Raw genomic sequence first — 19649 nt, forward strand, 5'->3', positions numbered from 1 at the left:
TTTTTCAATGGTTCTTGCCCATGCTTACATTATAAAACTTATTGAAGTTATGGTATTGACACTTTCATCTTCTTAATGATTTCTTCCAATGACTCCATCAAAATCTTCGCTTTTTCGAATTCATTCATCCGAAGAAGCTGCTGAATTCTCGTTTCTGTCTCTTTCTTCTTTTGTTCCAGCAGCAGATAATCTTTATCGAAATGATTGGCATAAATCATCTGTCGGAATTTACGGATGCTCATTCTGCGCACCGTATTGTCTTCTGCCAAAAGTACATAGTCCATGCAGTTTGCCACCGTATAATAGTCATGGGAGACCATGAGAATTGCACCTTTGTACTCTGAAATGGCCTGTTCCAATGCGATCTGCGCATAAACATCCAAGTGCCCTGTCGGCTCATCAAGCAGCAGGAAATTGGCCTTTTCCAATGAGAGCACCGCCAATTGAAACAAATCTTTTTCGCCGCCAGATAATTCACTCACTTTCTGGCCAAGAGTATCTCCCTCAAAACCATATTTTCTCAAATAGTCCTCTATATCATTTTTTGTACCGAACTCTTTTTCTTCGAAAATTTCAAACAGCGTCTTTCCATCGTCATATAATGAGCCTGTAATCTGGGAAAACATGCTTACCTTTGCATGTTCACTGATCCTGATGGAGTCTTTCTCATGTTCAAAGATTTCACGTAACATTGTTGTTTTTCCGGTTCCATTGCCTCCCACAATTGCTACATGCTCTGCAGGCTTCATTTCAAAATCCACATGTTCCAACAACTGCTCATCAAATGCAACGCTGTAATCTGTCAATTCCAGAATATTTTCATCTGGAACTTCGTTTTCCAGTCCAAAGTGAATCTCCGGCTGTTTGATATCCACGAAAGGAGCCTTTGTTTTTCTCGCTTTCAGCCGATCCACCAAGGTCTGCCTTGCGTGTACGGCTCTTCCAAGGGAAGCGTTGTCCATTTGCGTCGCTTTCGCTCTGGATTTTTCCAGAATCTTACTCTGGCGGTCAATCTCTGCCTGGTCTGCGGCAGCCGCTTCTTCTAAATCGATTTTTGTGGCAAGAAGTTCATAATTGTACTCTGTATATGTTCCATCAAATTCCTGAACATCCATATTTTCCATATGAAGTATCTTGTTAAAGCAGTGGTTAAGCAGATAACGGTTATGAGTGATAATAAGAAGCGTTCCTTTGTGGGCATTGATCAGATTCCTTAACGCATTCAGATGTTTAAAATCCAAAAACACATCCGGCTCGTCCATAATGAGAAACCTCGGACTGAGCATCATCTCCCTGATCACCTGAACCAGCTTAAATTCTCCGCCGCTCAGACTGCTGATCTTCTGTTCTTCCAGCTTTTGCAGATTGGCGAGTTTTAATTGCTTCTTAATATTGATTTCGTAAGACTCTCCATCAATCGCATTCCATTCATCTAATTCTTTTTGATACTCTTCAAAGACCTTTTCTAAATCGACAGCAGTCTCCATTTCTTTATAAAATTCAAACAGTTTCTGCTCATGCTTTACAAACTCATCGCTGATATACTGAAACACGGTTATATCTTCTTTTGGGTCTAACTGTGAAAATTGACTGACGTATCCGATTCTGTCTGTGTTGTCAATGATTATTTTTCCATCGTACAGATATTCTTCGGGATTCATCAGTAAAGCCAGTAATGTACTTTTTCCCGTGCCGTTGGTGCCGATCAATGCGCAGTGCACATCATCTTCTATTGTAAATGAAACCTTTTTATATAAATCCTTTTGCGGATACGAATAGGACAAATTTTGAACCTTAATCATGACTGCCTCCTGTGGTATTTACTTTCAACATAATTTGATACAAATTTCATAATCTATTGCTGCTGTAATTCTGATGACCATCGCTCCTATTTCCCCTGGCGTCAGAGTATATTTTCAACAATTCTGACTCTCCTACTTTCTTCTTTACAAAATGGCCAGGTTAATTATAACATGGCAGCTCCTATTTATCGACGTATTATTTAATAAAGATAAAAGCTGCCAACAATAAAACCCTCAGCGTCCTGAGGGCTTGCAATAAATACAGAGCAGTTCTCTTTATTTTTACAAAGGACTTTCTCATTCCCCTGTTATTCACTCACTACACAATTTCGCTTTGCTTTTGCCTGGTACAAATAATTATCTGCCTTTGAAATAAAAGCATCTGTATCCACAGGTATTTCCATCTCGTATTGAGCGATTCCGACACTGATTGTGATCTTGATCAGGTGCGAATTAAAATAGATATTTAATGCTTCCACCGCTTTTCTCATCTGTTCTGCCTTGTCTGCGGCTTCGGACATATCGGTATCCGGGAGGCATACTACAAACTCATCTCCGCCAAGTCTGCCGATATAATCATACGCCTCCAGCTTTGTATGTATACACTCCACCAAACGCTTGAGGGTAACATCCCCGCCCGGATGACCGTATTTGTCGTTGATCTGTTTAAAATAATCGATATCAACTAAAAGCAGAGAGAACGCAGTCTTTCTATCATATGCATCCTCCATATCCGCTTTCAGCTTTTGAACAAAGCTGCCCCGGTTAAAGGCACCGGTCAGATAATCATATGTCGCAAGAAACGTCATCTCTTCCTGACTTCTGATCAGATCTTCCTCTCTCTGCCTAAAAGAAGTAATATCACGGAAGGTCATTACGGTAAGGACAAATCCCTTTTCATCCCGAAAGATTGCTGATGTACATTCCACCAGGAACTTACTCCCATCACATTTAATAAAGGTCAGCTCCGACCTCGTTGACCCGGTCTTATTTCTTTCTCTCGCAGCGAGCACTACTCTGGGATCGCCTAGATCAACAATAGCTGCACGGCCGCCCTTGCACAGCTCTTCTTCCGTTTTTCCAAACAGCTTGCAGGCTGCCGGATTCGCACGGTATATTTCACCGGATACTGACGTCAGTAACATCGCATCCATGCAGTTTTCAAACAATAGCCGATAGTGATTATCTTCAAATTGAAAATCCGTATCCCTCACCTCCTTGAATCCCCCTCCAAAGCGGTTCATCCTTCACGCTGCCAGGACTTGCCTGGGTTTATCTCTTTTTCCCGTAATTCCAGCTCTGCCATCTTTGAAATGGGAACTGTTTAAATTCACTTAAGATTTCATCAGTAAGTTCTCTATCTTATGAGTTTTAAAATATGCTTTTTAATTGCAGGAATCTGATCTAAATATGCTCTCGAATAAGAAAAGCTTTGGCCTTTTTTCCATTGAATCATTTTGTTCTCTTGCCTATTTTTATATATTATAAGGTAATTTATTTAAAAATGAAAGTTTTATTCAAATAAATAGTAATACAGACAATAATGGTGAAGCAAAGTGATAACTGCGATAAGCAGAAAGTCCATGAAATGATTCTGTAAAAGTACGAAATAAACAGCCAAAAGTATCCGGCAAAATTTTATCTCTGCTTTGTGAAAAAACTGAAAAAGCAATACAGAATAAAAGTGAAAAGATCAAGCAGCGGTTTCCGTACAGGCAGTTAACTCCCCCTGATAGTGCAAAAAAGAAAGCAGCATATATATTTCAATATGCTGCTCTGATATCAACTGAAACTACCATGAAGGTGGTGAACACAAGGCTGGCATGCTCCTGTAAAGATTTTAAAATCAATCAGCATGATAACGCCAGTTCCAATCACCATGATAAATCATCCTTTTACTCATTCCGCCATCCACAGTAATGGTTTCTCCCGTAATAAAATCCTGTTCACATAAAAACAGCACCATATCCGAAATATCTTTTGGAGTTCCTACTTTCCCCGCCGGAATTGCCAAACGGTCTTCACGACCGAATTCCTGCTGCTCCGATACATTGATCCATCCTGGCGCAATACAGTTTACCAAAACATCCGGCCCTAATGACATGGCCAGAGCATGTGTCAATGCGACAATACCGCCTTTGGCACTCGCATATGCTTCTGTATCAGGCTCTGATTGAAATGCGCGTGATGAAGCGATATTGATAATTCTCCCCTTATTTTTGATTAACTCATCTTTACATAAACGGCTCAGTTCATATGGGGCTTTTAATCCAATCGATAAGGTATAATCATATTCTTCATAAGAAAGACCGGACAAAATGCCCTTATTTCCGCGGCAGGCATTATTGACCAATACATCAATTCGTTTCAGCTTTTCAAGGGAAAATTCAATGAATCTTTTTAGTGTCAGGGCGTCCGCAACATCCCCGCAAAAGTAAAATAGATTGGGATTCTCTTTTGCAAAATCACCTGAGTTCTTTTCATCTATATCAATAAAGCACACTTGATCACCTGCTTGAATGAAATCCAGGCATATTTGTTTCCCTATTCCATGCCCGCCTCCGGTGACAATAATTCCTCTATTCATAACAGCCTCCTTTGTTTTATAAGGTCTTTCTCCTCTGGCTCATTGCCATTTCATAATAATGGACTTGCTGGTTTATTAGGCTTTGGTGATTTCCGCTTTCCAATATATTCCTATCACCGATCACCATAATGCGAGCAGCATAACGGATTGTGAAAAGATTGTAATCGGTCAGAAAATGGGGTGTATACTAATATCTATAAATTTTGAAAATGCATCCTTAGGAAGTTTTATTAAAGTTACCTTTTTTACCAACAGTGCGAAAAGAAAGTCTTTGCTAATTTATACTTGACCTTTTATGACTTATCTCCTACAACCAGTAATCATTTTCATTTACCTGTTTTATAAAATCGTATCTATTTCCGATACACTTTGACGCAAACCTCACAATGTCTTGTTGTTGTAATTCTGATGACCATGAGGTGGCCGTCCCTTGGCGCCAAATTCTTTTTCTTAAAATCCTACACCTCACTACATACCTCATCCCGCAATCAACATCTGAAAACAAATAAACAGAATCCTCTTAATTTACAGATGTACATGCTCTGATACACATATATCCACTTCAGCTACTCACCTCTCCATGATTCTTTCTATTCTGCATTCTGACCTTCTACCATATGAATCCCCATTTCTCTTACTGGATTGGTAAAAGTACACATAGCCGCAACAATATTATAAATGTTGTTAATTTTATCATATTTTAATTTTACAGATGCCAAGACGCCCTTACCAGCCGTTATCCACTCAGTATCGCGTATGACTGGATAATTTAAAAGCGAGAACACCTCTTCAATTGTAAGTTTAGCACCCGACTCCATAAGCTGTATCCATAATTGTCTGGAAAGATTGTATTGTTCTAAAGCCGCTTTGTTAAATAATTGACCACCACCTTGGTTAACTTTTATATCAGCCAGTTTGTCTCCCATAAATATAATGACACAATAGTCATTGTTAAAGCAAACGCCACGTCCCATTCTTTTTTCTATTTTTTGTATATATTCATGACAAATTTGTTTATCACTTGGGACGGAATCTCGTTTATTACATATCATCAAACTGGGCGTTAACATGCTTCGGAAACAGGATAAGTCATTCGCCAATATCATTTGACTTTTCTGGTAGAATTATATTATAGATATTATTCTTCTTGAGGTCACCCCCGCTTATGCGGGGAATACAGCTTCTTACCGCCGATCCACGCTATAAAACTAGGATCACCCCCGCCCATGCGGGGAACACTTTACTTCTCTCATCCTGCTTTCAGGTTTGGGAGGATCACCCCCGCCCATGCGGGGAACACTCTCTTCCATGGCTTCGATCACTTCTGTTTTTGGGATCACCCCCGCCCATGCGGGGAACACGTAATAGTGGCTCTGACAGCTCACGGACCGGAAGGATCACCCTCGCCCATGCGGGGAACACTTGAATCGTATGGGCCTATCTGGTTATAGACCAGGATCACCCCCGCCCATGCGGGGAACACCTTCATTGTCTCACTCCCTTCGCACATTTACCGGGATCACCCCCGCCCATGCGGGGAACACCTCTGGGTGCTGCCAACGATAATTTATCGTAGAGGATCACCCCCGCCCATGCGGGGAACACGCCTCCCATGCTCCCAATTCTGGAAAACTGATAGGATCACCCCCGCCCATGCGGGGAACACTTTTCCGGTTTAGTTTCTGGTTCCTGCTCTGGAGGATCACCCCCGCCCATGCGGGGAACACCTTGTTTGGCTCGGCCACCTTCACATATACATAGGATCACCCCCGCCCATGCGGGGAACACCAGGAGTGCAGAAGATTCATAGAGGCGGCACTAGGATCACCCCCGCCCATGCGGGGAACACTACACCATAAGTGTTCATATCTTCACCTCAATAGGATCACCCCCGCCCATGCGGGGAACACTCCAGCATAGGAGTGAGGATTTTATCCATCTCAGGATCACCCCCGCCCATGCGGGGAACACGCATTGGCATTTGGTATCGTTTTTGCCCTGGTAGGATCACCCCCGCCCATGCGGGGAACACGCAAATGCAGACGCAGCATTTAAAACCGCTGGAGGATCACCCCCGCCCATGCGGGGAACACTATCGCCGCCGGTGTTCTGCTGGCGGTCTGGCAGGATCACCCCCGCCCATGCGGGGAACACTATCGCCGCCGGTGTTCTGCTGGCGGTCTGGCAGGATCACCCCCGCCCATGCGGGGAACACTTTAAAGAGCATTTTTTTAGGCGGTATCCGGTAGGATCACCCCCGCCCATGCGGGGAACACTTGGCAGAGTAAACCCAAGATGGGCATCCGGTAGGATCACCCCCGCCCATGCGGGGAACACTCTTGCTTCTGCACCGTCTGTTCATTTTTCTCAGGATCACCCCCGCCCATGCGGGGAACACTTCCTCTCTGTCATGACATGGCTTGCATACATAGGATCACCCCCGCCCATGCGGGGAACACTTTAAGTCTGCCATTTCATATTTTCTCCCCTCAGGATCACCCCCGCCCATGCGGGGAACACATACACTTGGTATCTACATAAGGGCCACTGGTAGGATCACCCCCGCCCATGCGGGGAACACACTTAAAAATCCTTGATTTCTCGCCATTCACCTATCCTACATTCTCAAAAAATATTTAGTTTCACCGCCAATTCATATTCTGCCTTGACATCTACATAAGCTCGATGCAGACCTTCTGTACTTATATCGTATTTCTTTAAAACAGTACTTAACTTATAATCTCGCAGCAGTTTCTGTTTCCTTTTCGCCTCTTGTAAAAGACATATCGTTTTATTTGTCAATACCGCATTACCGCTCTTTTTTAATTCGGCATTAAGAAAACTAATATCAAATTTTACATTGTATCCTACTATAATTGCATTCCCCACAAAGTCCAGGAATTCATCAAGAACAACATCAATATCCTTCCCATCATTAACAAGCATTTCATTCGTAATTCCCGTTAGTTCGGATATTTCTCTTTGAAGTCCTTTTTCAATTTTTACCAACTCCTGAAAAACAATCATCTCATTGCCTTCCATTTTTATTGCAGCTATTTCAATAATCTGATCTTTTTCTGAATTAACACCCGTTGTTTCTACATCAACAACTACATAATTCTCACTCTCACTTTCGCTTATAACTTTTCTGCGTTGCCTAGCCCTTTTTATTTTTTCATATTTAGCGGCATTGCTAAAGCCCAACTGCTGCAGTGACGGAGAGCTTAATTCTTTTGGCAGAAAAACAAGAGGTATTCCATCGAAATAAATCACTTCTCTCTTTGTATTATGTACCATGAAATCATAACCGATTTCATTACGTTTAGCATAAGACATGGTTGCCTGTCCCTGTTTGATGTTATCAATGATTCGTTTCCACAATGCTTCTCTAATCCGTGCATTTATGTTTCCTACATAAACACCTGTAGATATTTCTTGCAGCCATTTCGTCAAATCTCCTCTTAACGAACTGGGTACATTTGTCAATGTGACAACCGTCATAGGCATATCCCCAGTCCCCCTTTATGAAAATTCTTCATACGAAATACCGTGCTTCACAAGCCCCTCTTTATCATCCCAGAGATTGATTAAATCAGCAATCACCTCTTGTTCTCCTTCACCCATAAGATTATAAAGATCCCTCGTTATTTTTTCCATAATCTTGCCATCTGCAAAAGCATCACGTACTGCCAGCCGCGTTTCTCTTCCAATATCCTCTACGCCTGGTTTTGATGCAATTTTAAAAGCAATAGGTATTGTAACATCCGCCTTATATAAATCTGCAATGTCGTAAACAAAAGATAAATCATGGCCTGTATGAACAAATCCTAATCCGGGTGATAATCCGAGTGCCACAATCACGCTGTACACCAAACCATATAACGCTGTATGAGCCGCTGATAAGGCTTGATTAATTGGAGTTCCGCTTTCAAAATCATCCGGGTCATATTCTCTGCCCGTCCAAGGAACCCCTGTTGCTTTTGATTCTTTTCTGTAAATACTTCGCACTCTGGCACCTTCACGACCTCGAAGCTGCTGCATTGTCAAAGTTGAAACATCTTCATTTTCAAAACGCATTTGATACATTTTCCGTGCTACCGACACCCTGGACCTGACATTTGAGACTAATTCTGCCTGTTCCATCAGCAGTTTGGTATTGTGCGACAAAGCCCGGCCATGTGCGTAATGCCTGACCCCACGTTCTCCAGTCCACACAACACTCGTCCCCGTATCTCCAATCAGCTCCATGGCTCGGTGTGTGACATCTGTTCCCGGTCCAAGCAGCAATACCCCGACGATTGCAGCCGGAATGCGAATAATACCCCGGCTGTCCGTTACTGTAATAGCCCCATCCTGTCTGTTAACCTTTGCATGCTCTACATATAAAAATGTTATTCTGTCGCTTACACGGGGAAGTGCTTGTAACTCTGGCTTTTTGATTCCTGATATTCCATCCATCTGTCTTCCTCACGGTACTACGGTCATCATTCCAAAACCGTATGCTTTCTCTTTTCCCACACCCTCAGTTAAGGTTTTTCTAAAAATTTCAGCATTTTCAATAATCAGACTGCCTTCATAAATTGCTCTGGCTAACTTAATACTTTTTCCGCCTTTTTTCCTCAATACCGGAAAATCTCTTTGTACGATCTGATAGTCATGATCTACCAGGGAAAAGCCCAATTTCTCTGCACGTCTTTCCAGATATTCTAACTGCTGCCCAGCCGTAATGTGTGGGTAAACCTTTCCTCTTTGATCATCTTGCCTAACCGCTCTTACAGGATTTGCTGTTAATCGAAATGACATTTTTTGACCATGTGTCAAGCTTTGTAAAAATGCATCATAGGTTTTACATCGTCCAGAGTCAGGAACCCCATATGCCTCCAATTGCGTCATATCCGGCTCACTTTGGCTGACAATCAACAGATAGCTTCTTCCCTTCAGTTGATCGATTCGCCACAACTTACGGCTTCTTTCTCCTGCAGCAAATTCCCCAGGAAAACTTTTCTCAACCCAGTTGTGATATGCGCCTAAATGAGTCAGCTCCGCAATCTTTCTTCGGTTTCCAGTATCAATTTCCACTCGCGAAATATAATACATCATACGCCTCCTATCCCTTGAAAGGCATCATGTTCTGTGTCTTTGCTCATTTCTGCAATTTGAATTTCGATTTGCATAGATTTTACCGGCCTAAAGCCATGGTTTCGATTCATCAGATCGAACGACTCAACTCTATCCCGTTGAAATATGGGTGGCGATGAATCATCCAATAAACTGGCATCTACATAAGCCTCCAACTTAATCTTGCCCAATTCTTTTTCTTGCGAAAGCCTCTTCTGATACCACTCACTTGCCTGCCATTGGTACGATTTAATAGTAGATAATAAATCATCGTCCACAACACCCTGAAAAAATCCACTGTCCACCGGAACACTGCGCCGTCCCATATAAGGCGGAAAAACAGGAGAAACAAGTGCTTTTGCCACAGTATCAATCCATTTTGAATCTTTATGAGAAAGCATTGCCAGAAAAACAGCATCCTGCAGATAATACCGGTTTGTCACATAAGACTGATTTGCAGACCTTGCAATATGGAAATCCTTTAATAAAGTCCCCCTTTGTTCAATGCGGACTCCAAAAGACAATTCATTGAGTTTTTGGTTCTTTTCAGTTTCATCCCGACGATACCCCAGGGCACCGCCAACCAATCCAATGACCGCACTTTTTGTAGGATATCTTGCCGTATCCCTGGTTTCAAAATAAGAGCCGATTCCCCAAGATTGCAGCGGGCCCGAAAATTTTAATATAATTGTTTTCATCATGAACCTCACCTATAGCAATCTGTCTATAGTTTCTCCAAATGCTGTCAAAAGTTCATTTAAATTCTCCTTGTCTTCTCCCAGTCCTGCTATATCTCCCACGGTAAAGGTTGAAATCGGTGCCTCTGCAAAACGGTTGATTTTTCCAAATTCTGTTTTCAGGCTGGAAACCGATCCGGATACATATCCATTCCGGGATTTAACGGGATTTTCAAATGCTTTTACCAGATTTACGGGACGGTCTGAACGAATAGAAACAATTAATGCATCAGGAAGCGTCTGATTTGCAAATGTATTGATTTTTCCTGATGGCAAGGACAGCACAAATGATTTCACAAAAAGTTTTAACGCCTCAATTACCGCATCTTTATTATCTCCTAACTGAAAACGCAGCTCATGCACTGCCACATTTGCATATCTGTATAAGGTAGAAGAATTATATTCCACCGTTCCAAGCATACCTGCGCCTGCCTGGTCATCGGAAGTTAAATCATCAACAGCTGTGAAAAAATCAAACTCCGTTGCAATTTCATGTGTCGATATCGCATGGGCAACCTGTGAGCTTGCGTCTACATTTAATTCCGGAGCATCCGCTACCATACGTCCAAACAATGCCACATCAATACTTTGATCTTTATTTAAGATACCCTGAATTTCTTTGATTTGCAAATCGTCCCGGTTCTCCACTCCATAAGAAGCAAGCCTTTCCTGTTGTTTGCCTCCCAGGAAAAAAAGCGCTTTAGCCTCCTGGTCTTTTGTGGAAATTTTTGCTTTATTAAAAATATCTTCCGCAAGTTTAACCGCACTGTTTTCATCGATTGATTGATCTTTTTCCATGATCACTTTCGCAAGTGAATGTACAATTTTCTTTGTTCTGATTCCCAAAGTTTCTTTATCTTCATGCTCTTTAAAATATTCTCTCATGGCCTTTTTCCAGCTTTGAGAAGAGACACGGGCCCGTGTAACACCTCCATATTGGGCAGTTTTGGGGCTTCCTGTATCATCCCGGTTAATGTTACTTGGCGGAACAGTCTGGAGCACATGTAAATCAACATAAATATTATTCTGCATCTTCTTCTCCTTCTTTCTCTTTTGTTTGATAGAAATAATAATTTTCTCCCCAACGCATACGCATGTGATTGGCATATTCTGGTGAAATCTGATACCAGTAAAAATCATCTGCTAATTTGGCGTAATCGATTTTTGTATCTGATTCCTGTTTGAGTATGCTGATCAGATGACGTAAATGCGTAATCAGTTCTTTAAAATTACCGGAAGTAATCAATGAATTGAATCTTCTGTCTAAAGCTGTATTGTCCGGGGTTCTAATCTCATGTAAGGCTTTTCCAATACTATTACCTGATGATTCATGTACAGATTTACTCTTTCCCTGCTGATGCAGTGCATATAGCTGCAAAGAAGCTAATATTGCATTTTCCTGACGGGTAGGTATTCCGTCTGTACTTAAGTATTCTTCTGGTATTTCTTCAAACACCAGCGGCCAAATTTCAACTGTTTCTGAAATATCCCGTCCTATAGAACGTCTTAGATGGGATAAAGCGGCTTTTGTTTCGGATGAATCCAGCCGCGCTCCTAACTTATAAATAATTCTTGCAGTTACTTTATACAAATCTTTACTCATTCCTTCACCCCCAATTCTTTTTTTAAATTTATTTTGAATCGAATATAAGCCGTTTCTATATTTTCCAGCTTATTATTACTTTTATCTGTGTAATATCCAAGATAATCCCTGTTTCCTGCTCCTTGTATTAATTCATTACCCTGTCGAGTAATTTCTCTCTTCAATATAGACCTCCATTCCCGTACACGGTCTTTTTTCTCGTCCTGCGGTGAAATACTGATTAACCACTCACGGAAATGGCGATCGATAGAAAAGAATATCTGCGTTTTTATTTTTTGTTCCGTAGCACTATTTTGCAAATTCCGTATTTTATCAATATCCCTGGCAAAGCGAATTACAGTGTTTCCGATCACTTTCTCTGTATTTCTTATCTCATCTGCAATACAGGTCAGCCAGCCATTTTCCTGCTTGTCTAATAAGCCGATATTTTCTGAAAGCTGATCATATACCTGTCTGTCTACAACACCGTCCTTTTGAATATAATTTTCTGCCACTGCATTGAGTGATATCAGACCTGTTACAAGCTTATCTCCCTGCAGTATTCTAAGCCAATCAATAATACCCGGATTATAGTTTTTTTCTTCGATGGAAGAAAAAGTCTGCATCTCCTGCCAGAAATACTTATCCGGGTCATGGCGTTTCGGCACATATCCCTCTTTTACATTCCATTTTCCAACATCCAGTTTTGTATCGTATCTCCAGAATGTAAACGGTTCTATTTTCAAATTTGGTACATATTCAAAATTACTGACAGCCAGATCAAGCCTGTATTCAACAATCTGGTTTTCTTCATTTGCCTTTAAAAGCAGCTGCCTGCTGGGATAAGTGAAGAGCTGTGCCAGATTATTCGGTATCCCCCGGAAATTATCGATCCGGGGTTCCACTTCCCATATTGGTTTTTGTACACAGGCGCTCTCTTGAAGATTCAGATTCAATAACAAGGTTTCAAAAAGATTCTTTCCACTGGCATAAATGCCGCCCAGCTTTCCTAAATAGGCTACCCCTGTAGACTCTCTTTTTTTCTTCTTTCCTGGATTTCCTGACTTTGAAGGTGCGTAACCATTGGTATATAACAGCCATCTGGCTGCAGCCGGATACTCTAACCCGTTTTGATACTGGCTCATAAAAAGTCTGGGTTTTCTCGGATCACCTTCCAGAATCTTTCCATTTAATTTGTTGATACCATTATCCGTTGCACTATATGGATAATCCGGCTGTCCAATTTCAGGGAACTGGAAAAAAGGATATTTTTCATCAAGCAGGTAAAAACGATGACGGTATTTTTCCAGATACTCATTTACAATATCTGGAAATTCTCCTTTTTCCCAAAGTATTTTCCAAGTCATATATAAGTCTTCTTTATAATCCTGTATATCTTCTTCATCAATTTCTTTTTTGACTTGAAATGTGCTTTCATCAACAGCAATCCATTCGTAGAATTCGCCCGTTGCTGTAAATCTGGTGAAAACCGTATGCAGCACAGCTAACAGCAGCCGTAAAACCGCAAAATCCTGTGTTGGTGTTTCTCCGGCGAGCCGCTTATACTTATGGGCATTCTGAAACAGCTCCTTTAATGATGCCTCTCCTGTTTCTCCATTCTCACCTGTCATAACAACTAACCATTTTTCATCCAGTAAATTAAATTGACTCATCCTTCCTCCTTTTCACACTTCAATCCATATTGTTTATCATAATAAATCTTATATTTCCTCAGATTAGCACGATTTTCTTCATCAAGAATAATCCCCAAACTCCCCTTTAACCATGGTTCATCTTTCCAGCGAGGAAGTTCATCATTATTGCGCATTTCTAATTCTTTAATTACCTTATCCGTTTCGTAGTTGAATATATGGGGAAGGCGAATCGTCTGTTGGGATATTTTCTTTGCAAGGGCAGGTGTTAAATCGCCATCGATATTCGTAGTATCATCCAATAGATACAATCCATCTTCTTTTCTCTTGATCAGTATAACCTCAATGGAATCTGTGCCATCCCGAACTTTTGCCAGCCCCGCCTCTTCCGTATCACCTGGCGGGTTATCCTTTAACCAGCCAATCAGACTTTTCCTGTCCGAGTTATAGGGTTTGTTTAGACGATATGCATCTGCATTATTTTTCTTTATTTCTATTCTTTTCCTATCCTCTTCTTTCGCTTTCTCATATTTTTCTTTGATCAGTTGGGGGATATCTAATTCTTCCTCTGAACTTTCCTTATACACCTTCTGCACCAGTCTGGATATATCCTCAGGAAGATTCAGCTTTTCTGGCAGGACTAATTGTGTTCGGATCAGCAAATAATCTCCATATATCACCTTCGTTCCTTCCTCAAATTCCGCCATTCCCTGTATGCCCATCACATACACAACAGGATCTTTCAGATTTTCCGGTCTTTTCGTTTCAACATGCCTGTGCAGCCGTCCAATTCGCTGAAGCAGCAAATCTATTGGGGCTATATCTGTGAAAAGCACATCGAAGTCAATGTCCAGTGACTGTTCAAGAACCTGTGTTCCTACAACAATTTTCAGTTGGGGACGATTGCTGTTTTTCCCTATTTCAGCTAACAGCTGTGTTTCTTTTTCCTGTCTGTGGGGAGCCAGAAAGCTGGAATGCAGCACACTGATATTTTCTTTTCCAAATATGCTCTCTAATTTTTCAGCCAGATGTTGAGCCCGTTTCACTGTATTGACAATAATACCGGCAACTCCTCCATTTGAAAGAGATTTTTGAACAGTTGCTGCAAAATCATCCTCTCCAAGCAACTCCACCTTCACTTCTTTTGTATTTTCCATCCGAAAATCCCGCAACTGACTAATCCTGTTGCCATCTGTGTATGTAATCAAAGGATATACTTCTGTTTTTTCCCAGTCAGTATATTTCACTTGTATATCTCGATTCTTTATCCCCATACCCCGGCAATAAGTTTTAACTAATTCTTCCCGTTTCGATGCAGGCAATGTCGCAGACAGGATGATGACCGGTATCCGGTATGCACCAAGCCACTCAACAACCCTGTAGAGAAATTCTCCCATATAAGCATCATATGCATGTACCTCATCAATCACGATGACCTTTTTCGACAATCCTAAATGCCTGAGTGCCAGATGTTTTTGCTTTAATCCCGCCAGCAAAAACTGATCCACGGTTCCCACAACGAAATCATCTAATATGGCAGTTTTCTTTCCTGTAAACCATTCATTTATAACAACAGTTCCCTCGTCCTCCTCCACATCAATATTCTCTGCATTTTTCAAATTTTGGAATGTTTCGTTAAATTGTGCTTTTCCGTGCACAAGCTGAATAGATTTAGAGTCACCTGTTTCATTGGCAATCTTTCCAACCCAGTCTTTAATTCTCAGGAAGATACCGTCAGAGGTTGCCTGTGTCGGTAAGCCAAAAAACATGCCGGAGCACTTCTTTTTCTCAGCCATTTGCTCAACCCCTAATAAAGCGGCTTCTGTTTTTCCAAGGCCCATAGGGGCTTCAAATATTATAATTCCCGGATTTTCCACTTCATCAAGGACTTCAGAAAATGCTCTTTGTATCTCTCTTGGACGGAATTGAAATCTTTTGTTGTATTGTTCATCAATATTATAAAAACGATCTGGAATCCACAGGTATGTTTTACTCCAATGCTCCCAGCCATATTCCAAACGTTCTGTTTGATATTCTTCTTCCTCTTTATCAATCGGGAATAAAGGGAAATACTCCTCATTACTGGCAATCCAATCAGCCATAATCAGAAGTCCCTGGAGAAGAACCTGGGCAGGCTGCTTAATCTTCGGCAGTTCACCAACATTCTTGTATCCAGCCTCCTCCAGGGTCCAATTAAACAATTTACGCTGCACCCGTTTCCATTTCTCAGCACATTCAACATCATGATCATATTGATAATAATTGGAAGTGTAAGTTTCCAGTTGCTTCACAATTTCAATTTTATCATCTACCGGTTTGCCATGATGCCCACCTATAATTGATGCAATATCTTCGCCAACACCATAAGAATCCAATAAAACCTGACTCGCTAATGCATGATGGGACCTTGATGAGAATTCTGTACCCCAATTTTCCAATCCGGAAAAGCCTGATTTTATAAGGCTTTCAGTCAGTATTTTGTCCAGATCTGGGAATTGATTGTTATTTGATGGTCTCAAGGCAAAAACAGGAGTGGCTTTGGCGATATCGTGGGCCAAGCCTATAAAGAAAACAAGGCTCACTCCATCCTTCTCGGAATCAGAAATTGAATCCAGAATAAACTCCTTCTGCCCATCACTAAGCCAATGATGCCATAATAGGACCATAATGTGGCCCACATCTAATAAATGCTGCTCAAGTGGGAGCCAATAATATTGTCCGTCTTTTTCTTTTTTCTTACCCCATAGGTTGGTTTTTATACGCATGGTTTTTCCTCCAAGGTAACTAAATTATAGAGATTATCCACAACCCCCGCGTATGCGGGGAACACTTTGATTTTGCTTACAAAGCAATCTTTTCATATGGATTACCCCTGCTAGTGCAGAGAACACTGTGTGATTTTATCACAGACCTCTTTCTTTTATTTCTGAAACAAAACATTCTGTTGCCTAAATTAATTTTTAATATCGTTAAAACAACCTTATCATGGTTATATACTCTATACAAGTCTTTATGCTTTATTTTTCTGAAGTTTAAGCAGAATTACTTTCTAAAAACGAATGTCATTGTGGCAACTGCCTTTTTGCTTATTCTAATATCACAAATACGTTCTAAAATCTCATCAAAATAATCATCACCAAATTTTGTAAGATTGTCACTTGCTTCATCATACTTACTGGTCCACCACAACAAAATTAAAAAAGCCATTGAATATGTTCCTACAAACAAAAAAGCCATTGAATGTCATCTACACATTCAATGGCTTAAACTATTGATATTACTACGTTCTATTACTTTTCGAGTTTAACGATCACTTCACAATGCCTTGTTGCTGTAATTCTGATGACCATCGCACCTGGTACTCCCTTGGCGGCAAATACAGTCACTTACTTTTATCTTGGTTCTAATCTAAATTTCCTATCCTTACGTTCATTCTTTTTATCTAATTCCCGATTCACATACTTCATATGCCACAATATTTTCGATAGATACGTTCTGTGTATTTCCCACTAAACTCATCCTGCATTATCTTAAATCCATTCGCATAGCATGGTAAAACCCATCCGCAGTTTCGTACAATGGAATTATCCTACCACGGATGATGAATTTTTTTGCTTCTCGTCCGTTTTTTCTGCGCCCGTACTCGGATAATTCTCTGTTCATAATGCGAAGTCGATTCTAAAGGCGTTTTTACACATTTAGGGAGGCCGGAATCTAAACTTGTATTATGCTTCAAATCCAGTTTTTTAGTGATGTTAGCAACTTGACCGCTTAATACTCGTATGAGTATTCGTATACTAAGTTCATAACCAATTAGCGATAAATCATATACGTTATACTCATTATAGACATTATCAGAACCATATTGCCACAATTGGCAATGTGAACCTTAATAGAAAAGGTGTAAAAGTAAAAAACTCTTACATCTCAAAGCAATCTTTATTCATTTTGAACTATTGATAAATCAGTATAACTGCCTTTCTCAGCTGACCGGCGTAAGTATTCCTTGCCTCCGTCTATACTGCATCTGCCACAAGAACATGTTACAAAATCATGCACAGTTTTTGATTCAATAATATCACCGCAATATTTGCATTGTATACTATTTTTCAATATTTTTTCCCATTTTAACTTTTTGAAATCGCTCATACTCATATCTTTATCGTTATCCTTTCCGTTGCAACAGGACTACAACTTCTGTATGTGTTGAAATAGAATACTTATACTACATGGCGAAAGCTATTTTGCACCCATCGGGTGCAAAATTTCAATATTAACCAAATACTATTTCTGGCTATTTGCCTCCAAAACATTATACTCTTTTCTCAATTCTTGTAATAATTCTTCTTCACTCGGAAGATACAATTTATATTTAGATGCAAAAATCTGTGTTTCATTTTCTGGAAGTGTATATTTCACTACAGATTCACTCTTATCCGCACACAATACGATTCCTATCGGAGAGTTGTCCCCTTCATTCATCAACTCACGCTCATAATAGTGTACATACATCTGCATCTGCCCTAAATCCTGATGTGTTAAATCACCAATTTTCAAGTCTATAAGAACAAAACATTTCAAAATATAATTGTAAAATACAAGGTCAATTCGAAAATGACGTCCGTCAAAAGTAATTCTCTTTTGTCTAGCTACAAATGAAAATCCTCTGCCAAGTTCTAATAAAAACTTCTGCAAATGTGTAATGAGAGCCTGTTCCAAATCACTTTCATAAAAATCATCATTTGGATTTAATCCTAGAAACTCGAGCACATATGGATCACGGATAATATCTTCAGGTATTTTCTCTGGCTCTAATCTCTTAATTTCTTTTGATACTTGCTCTTTATTCTGACTGGAAAGCAATCTTTCATAAAAGAATGAGTTAATCTGACGCTCTAGCTGTCTTGTACTCCAATTTGCTTTTATTGACTCTTCTAAATAAAATTGCCTTGCATCTTTATTTTCGACCTTCATTAACGAACGATAATGTGTCCAACTCAATTCGTCACGCAGTGCGTGACCATTCGGAAAAGCCAAATAGAACTGTCTCATATATTTTAAATTTGTAGAGGTAAAACCTTTACCGAAATCTTTTGTCATTTGCTTTGAAAGTTCTTTAATTAAACCACTTCCATATTCTAACTTTTCTTCTCCGCTTTGCTTCTCGACAATATTTTTCCCAATATTCCAATATGCTTCTACCATTGCAAAATTTGCAGTCTGATAAACTTTATGTCTCGCTTCTAATAGAATCTGTTTGATTTCTTCATAAAACTTTTGTTCCATATATACTTTCGCCTCCCGCCTATCACTTATTATCTAAGTTGCCACTAAAAGATCTCATACTTTTATTTAGTTCTGTTAGCTCCTTTAAATCGGCCATGATATCTTTGATTGCATCATCATTATCAATATAATTTACAATCTCTTCGCTAACAAAAGCATATAGTTCTATAATAGAGCCATCAATAATACTCAGTACATTTTTCAAACTATCAGTTAGAGTATAATGCACCAATTTATTCCTTAACTTGTACAACTCTCTTGAAAACTTAAAATATCTATCTATATCGATTTTGCATATATTTTTCAGACGCTCTATACCCTTAATAAAGCTCACACTGATAAAATCTCCTGAGTCAAAACTGGTTTCATTTGCTTTATTAACATCATCAAAAATAAAAGCCCAATGTTTCGCTAACAATCGATACTTAATAAATAATTCCAAACAATTTGATAGATTTATTATCGCCTGTTTCAGTGAATAAGGATAATGTATTTCCTCATCATGAAACAAATCACAGTATGATTGCAATTCACAATTAACTACCGACAACGCATCTGATATGTTGTTTAATAATGGTATCTCTAATATATTTTCCTCCATAGAAATCCCTCCCCATAGTTAGTAAACTAAAAACCATTTTAAAAGAAAACTAATAATTTTTCCAAAACGTTCATTTTTCTTACCCCACCACGGTAACCGGAAACATATTGCACCCCTATCAACCACAAAAACACACCTACATATCCTCCCCAAATCCCCAGAATTCTTTGATTTACCGCCTTTTCCCCTCCAGCAACACCACCGTCTCCACATGCCTTGTTGCTGTAATTCTGATGACCACAGCACCTAATACCCCTTGGTGTCAGATTATATTTTCAAAAACT

16 protein-coding genes and 1 CRISPR repeat array are annotated in these 19649 nt (G+C 40.0%); all 16 genes read right to left on the bottom strand.

All coding sequences use genetic code 11. The annotated features are described in order from the left end of the window. Positions 1 to 47: 47 nt before the first annotated feature. Positions 48 to 1802 (bottom strand): ATP-binding cassette domain-containing protein, encoded by a 1755-nt coding sequence (locus QM657_RS01285; RefSeq protein ID WP_415064708.1) that lies wholly within the window; start codon positions 1800 to 1802, stop codon positions 48 to 50. 308 nt (positions 1803 to 2110) lie between these two features. After that, positions 2111 to 3046, bottom strand: coding sequence for a diguanylate cyclase (locus tag QM657_RS01290; RefSeq protein ID WP_415064709.1), 936 nt, complete (start codon positions 3044 to 3046; stop codon positions 2111 to 2113). 602 nt (positions 3047 to 3648) lie between these two features. Beyond that, entirely contained in the window at positions 3649 to 4389 is a 741-nt protein-coding gene (locus QM657_RS01295) for an SDR family oxidoreductase (protein WP_415064710.1), read from the bottom strand. Between the two features lie 590 nt (positions 4390 to 4979). Then, complete coding sequence (locus QM657_RS01300; protein ID WP_415064711.1) at positions 4980 to 5459, bottom strand: hypothetical protein; 480 nt, start codon at positions 5457 to 5459, stop codon at positions 4980 to 4982. A 140-nt stretch (positions 5460 to 5599) separates the two neighbouring features. Next, positions 5600 to 6970: a CRISPR direct-repeat array (repeat unit 29 nt; unit sequence AGGATCACCCCCGCCCATGCGGGGAACAC). A gap of 44 nt (positions 6971 to 7014) precedes the next feature. After that, the gene (cas2e, locus tag QM657_RS01305) at positions 7015 to 7896 is read right to left on the bottom strand and encodes a type I-E CRISPR-associated endoribonuclease Cas2e (RefSeq protein ID WP_415064712.1); all 882 of its coding nucleotides are present in this window, start codon (positions 7894 to 7896) and stop codon (positions 7015 to 7017) included. A 15-nt stretch (positions 7897 to 7911) separates the two neighbouring features. After that, a complete protein-coding gene (gene cas1e / locus QM657_RS01310) occupies positions 7912 to 8847 on the bottom strand; it encodes a type I-E CRISPR-associated endonuclease Cas1e (RefSeq protein ID WP_415064713.1) in 936 nt (311 codons plus the stop codon). A gap of 9 nt (positions 8848 to 8856) precedes the next feature. Then, positions 8857 to 9489 (bottom strand): type I-E CRISPR-associated protein Cas6/Cse3/CasE, encoded by a 633-nt coding sequence (gene cas6e / locus QM657_RS01315; protein ID WP_415064714.1) that lies wholly within the window; start codon positions 9487 to 9489, stop codon positions 8857 to 8859. After that, positions 9486 to 10208: a type I-E CRISPR-associated protein Cas5/CasD gene (cas5e, locus tag QM657_RS01320; protein WP_415064715.1), complete on the bottom strand. Its 723-nt coding sequence runs from the start codon at positions 10206 to 10208 to the stop codon at positions 9486 to 9488. The genes cas6e and cas5e overlap by 4 nt, the downstream gene beginning before the upstream one ends. A 9-nt stretch (positions 10209 to 10217) precedes the next feature. Then, positions 10218 to 11276: a type I-E CRISPR-associated protein Cas7/Cse4/CasC gene (gene cas7e / locus QM657_RS01325; RefSeq protein ID WP_415064716.1), complete on the bottom strand. Its 1059-nt coding sequence runs from the start codon at positions 11274 to 11276 to the stop codon at positions 10218 to 10220. Next, on the bottom strand, positions 11266 to 11847 hold the full coding sequence (gene casB, locus QM657_RS01330; RefSeq protein WP_415064717.1) for a type I-E CRISPR-associated protein Cse2/CasB: 582 nt from the start codon (positions 11845 to 11847) through the stop codon (positions 11266 to 11268). Before casB ends, cas7e begins: the two co-directional genes overlap by 11 nt. After that, positions 11844 to 13499 (bottom strand): type I-E CRISPR-associated protein Cse1/CasA, encoded by a 1656-nt coding sequence (locus tag QM657_RS01335; RefSeq protein ID WP_415064718.1) that lies wholly within the window; start codon positions 13497 to 13499, stop codon positions 11844 to 11846. The genes casB and QM657_RS01335 overlap by 4 nt, the downstream gene beginning before the upstream one ends. Continuing rightward, positions 13496 to 16243: a CRISPR-associated helicase Cas3' gene (gene cas3, locus QM657_RS01340; RefSeq protein ID WP_415064719.1), complete on the bottom strand. Its 2748-nt coding sequence runs from the start codon at positions 16241 to 16243 to the stop codon at positions 13496 to 13498. The genes QM657_RS01335 and cas3 overlap by 4 nt, the downstream gene beginning before the upstream one ends. 277 nt (positions 16244 to 16520) lie before the next feature. Beyond that, entirely contained in the window at positions 16521 to 16685 is a 165-nt protein-coding gene (locus QM657_RS01345) for a hypothetical protein (RefSeq protein WP_415064720.1), read from the bottom strand. A gap of 732 nt (positions 16686 to 17417) precedes the next feature. Then, on the bottom strand, positions 17418 to 17627 hold the full coding sequence (locus QM657_RS01350; RefSeq protein WP_415064721.1) for a hypothetical protein: 210 nt from the start codon (positions 17625 to 17627) through the stop codon (positions 17418 to 17420). A 135-nt stretch (positions 17628 to 17762) separates the two neighbouring features. Continuing rightward, positions 17763 to 18764, bottom strand: a complete 1002-nt coding sequence (locus tag QM657_RS01355) for a PDDEXK nuclease domain-containing protein (protein WP_415064722.1) — start codon at positions 18762 to 18764, stop codon at positions 17763 to 17765. A 22-nt stretch (positions 18765 to 18786) separates the two neighbouring features. Next, on the bottom strand, positions 18787 to 19365 hold the full coding sequence (locus QM657_RS01360) for a hypothetical protein (protein WP_415064723.1): 579 nt from the start codon (positions 19363 to 19365) through the stop codon (positions 18787 to 18789). Positions 19366 to 19649 lie beyond the last annotated feature (284 nt).

The sequence above is a fragment of the Lacrimispora sp. genome, from assembly GCF_047605665.1.
Lineage (GTDB): Bacteria > Bacillota > Clostridia > Lachnospirales > Lachnospiraceae > Lacrimispora.

Coding starts and splice junctions, on each gene's coding strand:
- QM657_RS01355 (WP_415064722.1), bottom strand. CDS start 18,764: ATGGAACAAAAGTTTTATGAAGAAATCAAACAGATTCTATTAGAAGCG.
- cas1e (WP_415064713.1), bottom strand. CDS start 8,847: ATGGATGGAATATCAGGAATCAAAAAGCCAGAGTTACAAGCACTTCCC.
- QM657_RS01360 (WP_415064723.1), bottom strand. CDS start 19,365: ATGGAGGAAAATATATTAGAGATACCATTATTAAACAACATATCAGAT.
- cas5e (WP_415064715.1), bottom strand. CDS start 10,208: ATGATGAAAACAATTATATTAAAATTTTCGGGCCCGCTGCAATCTTGG.
- cas6e (WP_415064714.1), bottom strand. CDS start 9,489: ATGATGTATTATATTTCGCGAGTGGAAATTGATACTGGAAACCGAAGA.
- QM657_RS01345 (WP_415064720.1), bottom strand. CDS start 16,685: ATGGCTTTTTTAATTTTGTTGTGGTGGACCAGTAAGTATGATGAAGCA.
- QM657_RS01350 (WP_415064721.1), bottom strand. CDS start 17,627: ATGAGCGATTTCAAAAAGTTAAAATGGGAAAAAATATTGAAAAATAGT.
- cas7e (WP_415064716.1), bottom strand. CDS start 11,276: ATGCAGAATAATATTTATGTTGATTTACATGTGCTCCAGACTGTTCCG.
- cas3 (WP_415064719.1), bottom strand. CDS start 16,243: ATGCGTATAAAAACCAACCTATGGGGTAAGAAAAAAGAAAAAGACGGA.
- QM657_RS01335 (WP_415064718.1), bottom strand. CDS start 13,499: ATGAGTCAATTTAATTTACTGGATGAAAAATGGTTAGTTGTTATGACA.
- QM657_RS01295 (WP_415064710.1), bottom strand. CDS start 4,389: ATGAATAGAGGAATTATTGTCACCGGAGGCGGGCATGGAATAGGGAAA.
- cas2e (WP_415064712.1), bottom strand. CDS start 7,896: ATGCCTATGACGGTTGTCACATTGACAAATGTACCCAGTTCGTTAAGA.
- casB (WP_415064717.1), bottom strand. CDS start 11,847: ATGAGTAAAGATTTGTATAAAGTAACTGCAAGAATTATTTATAAGTTA.
- QM657_RS01290 (WP_415064709.1), bottom strand. CDS start 3,046: ATGAACCGCTTTGGAGGGGGATTCAAGGAGGTGAGGGATACGGATTTT.
- QM657_RS01285 (WP_415064708.1), bottom strand. CDS start 1,802: ATGATTAAGGTTCAAAATTTGTCCTATTCGTATCCGCAAAAGGATTTA.
- QM657_RS01300 (WP_415064711.1), bottom strand. CDS start 5,459: ATGTTAACGCCCAGTTTGATGATATGTAATAAACGAGATTCCGTCCCA.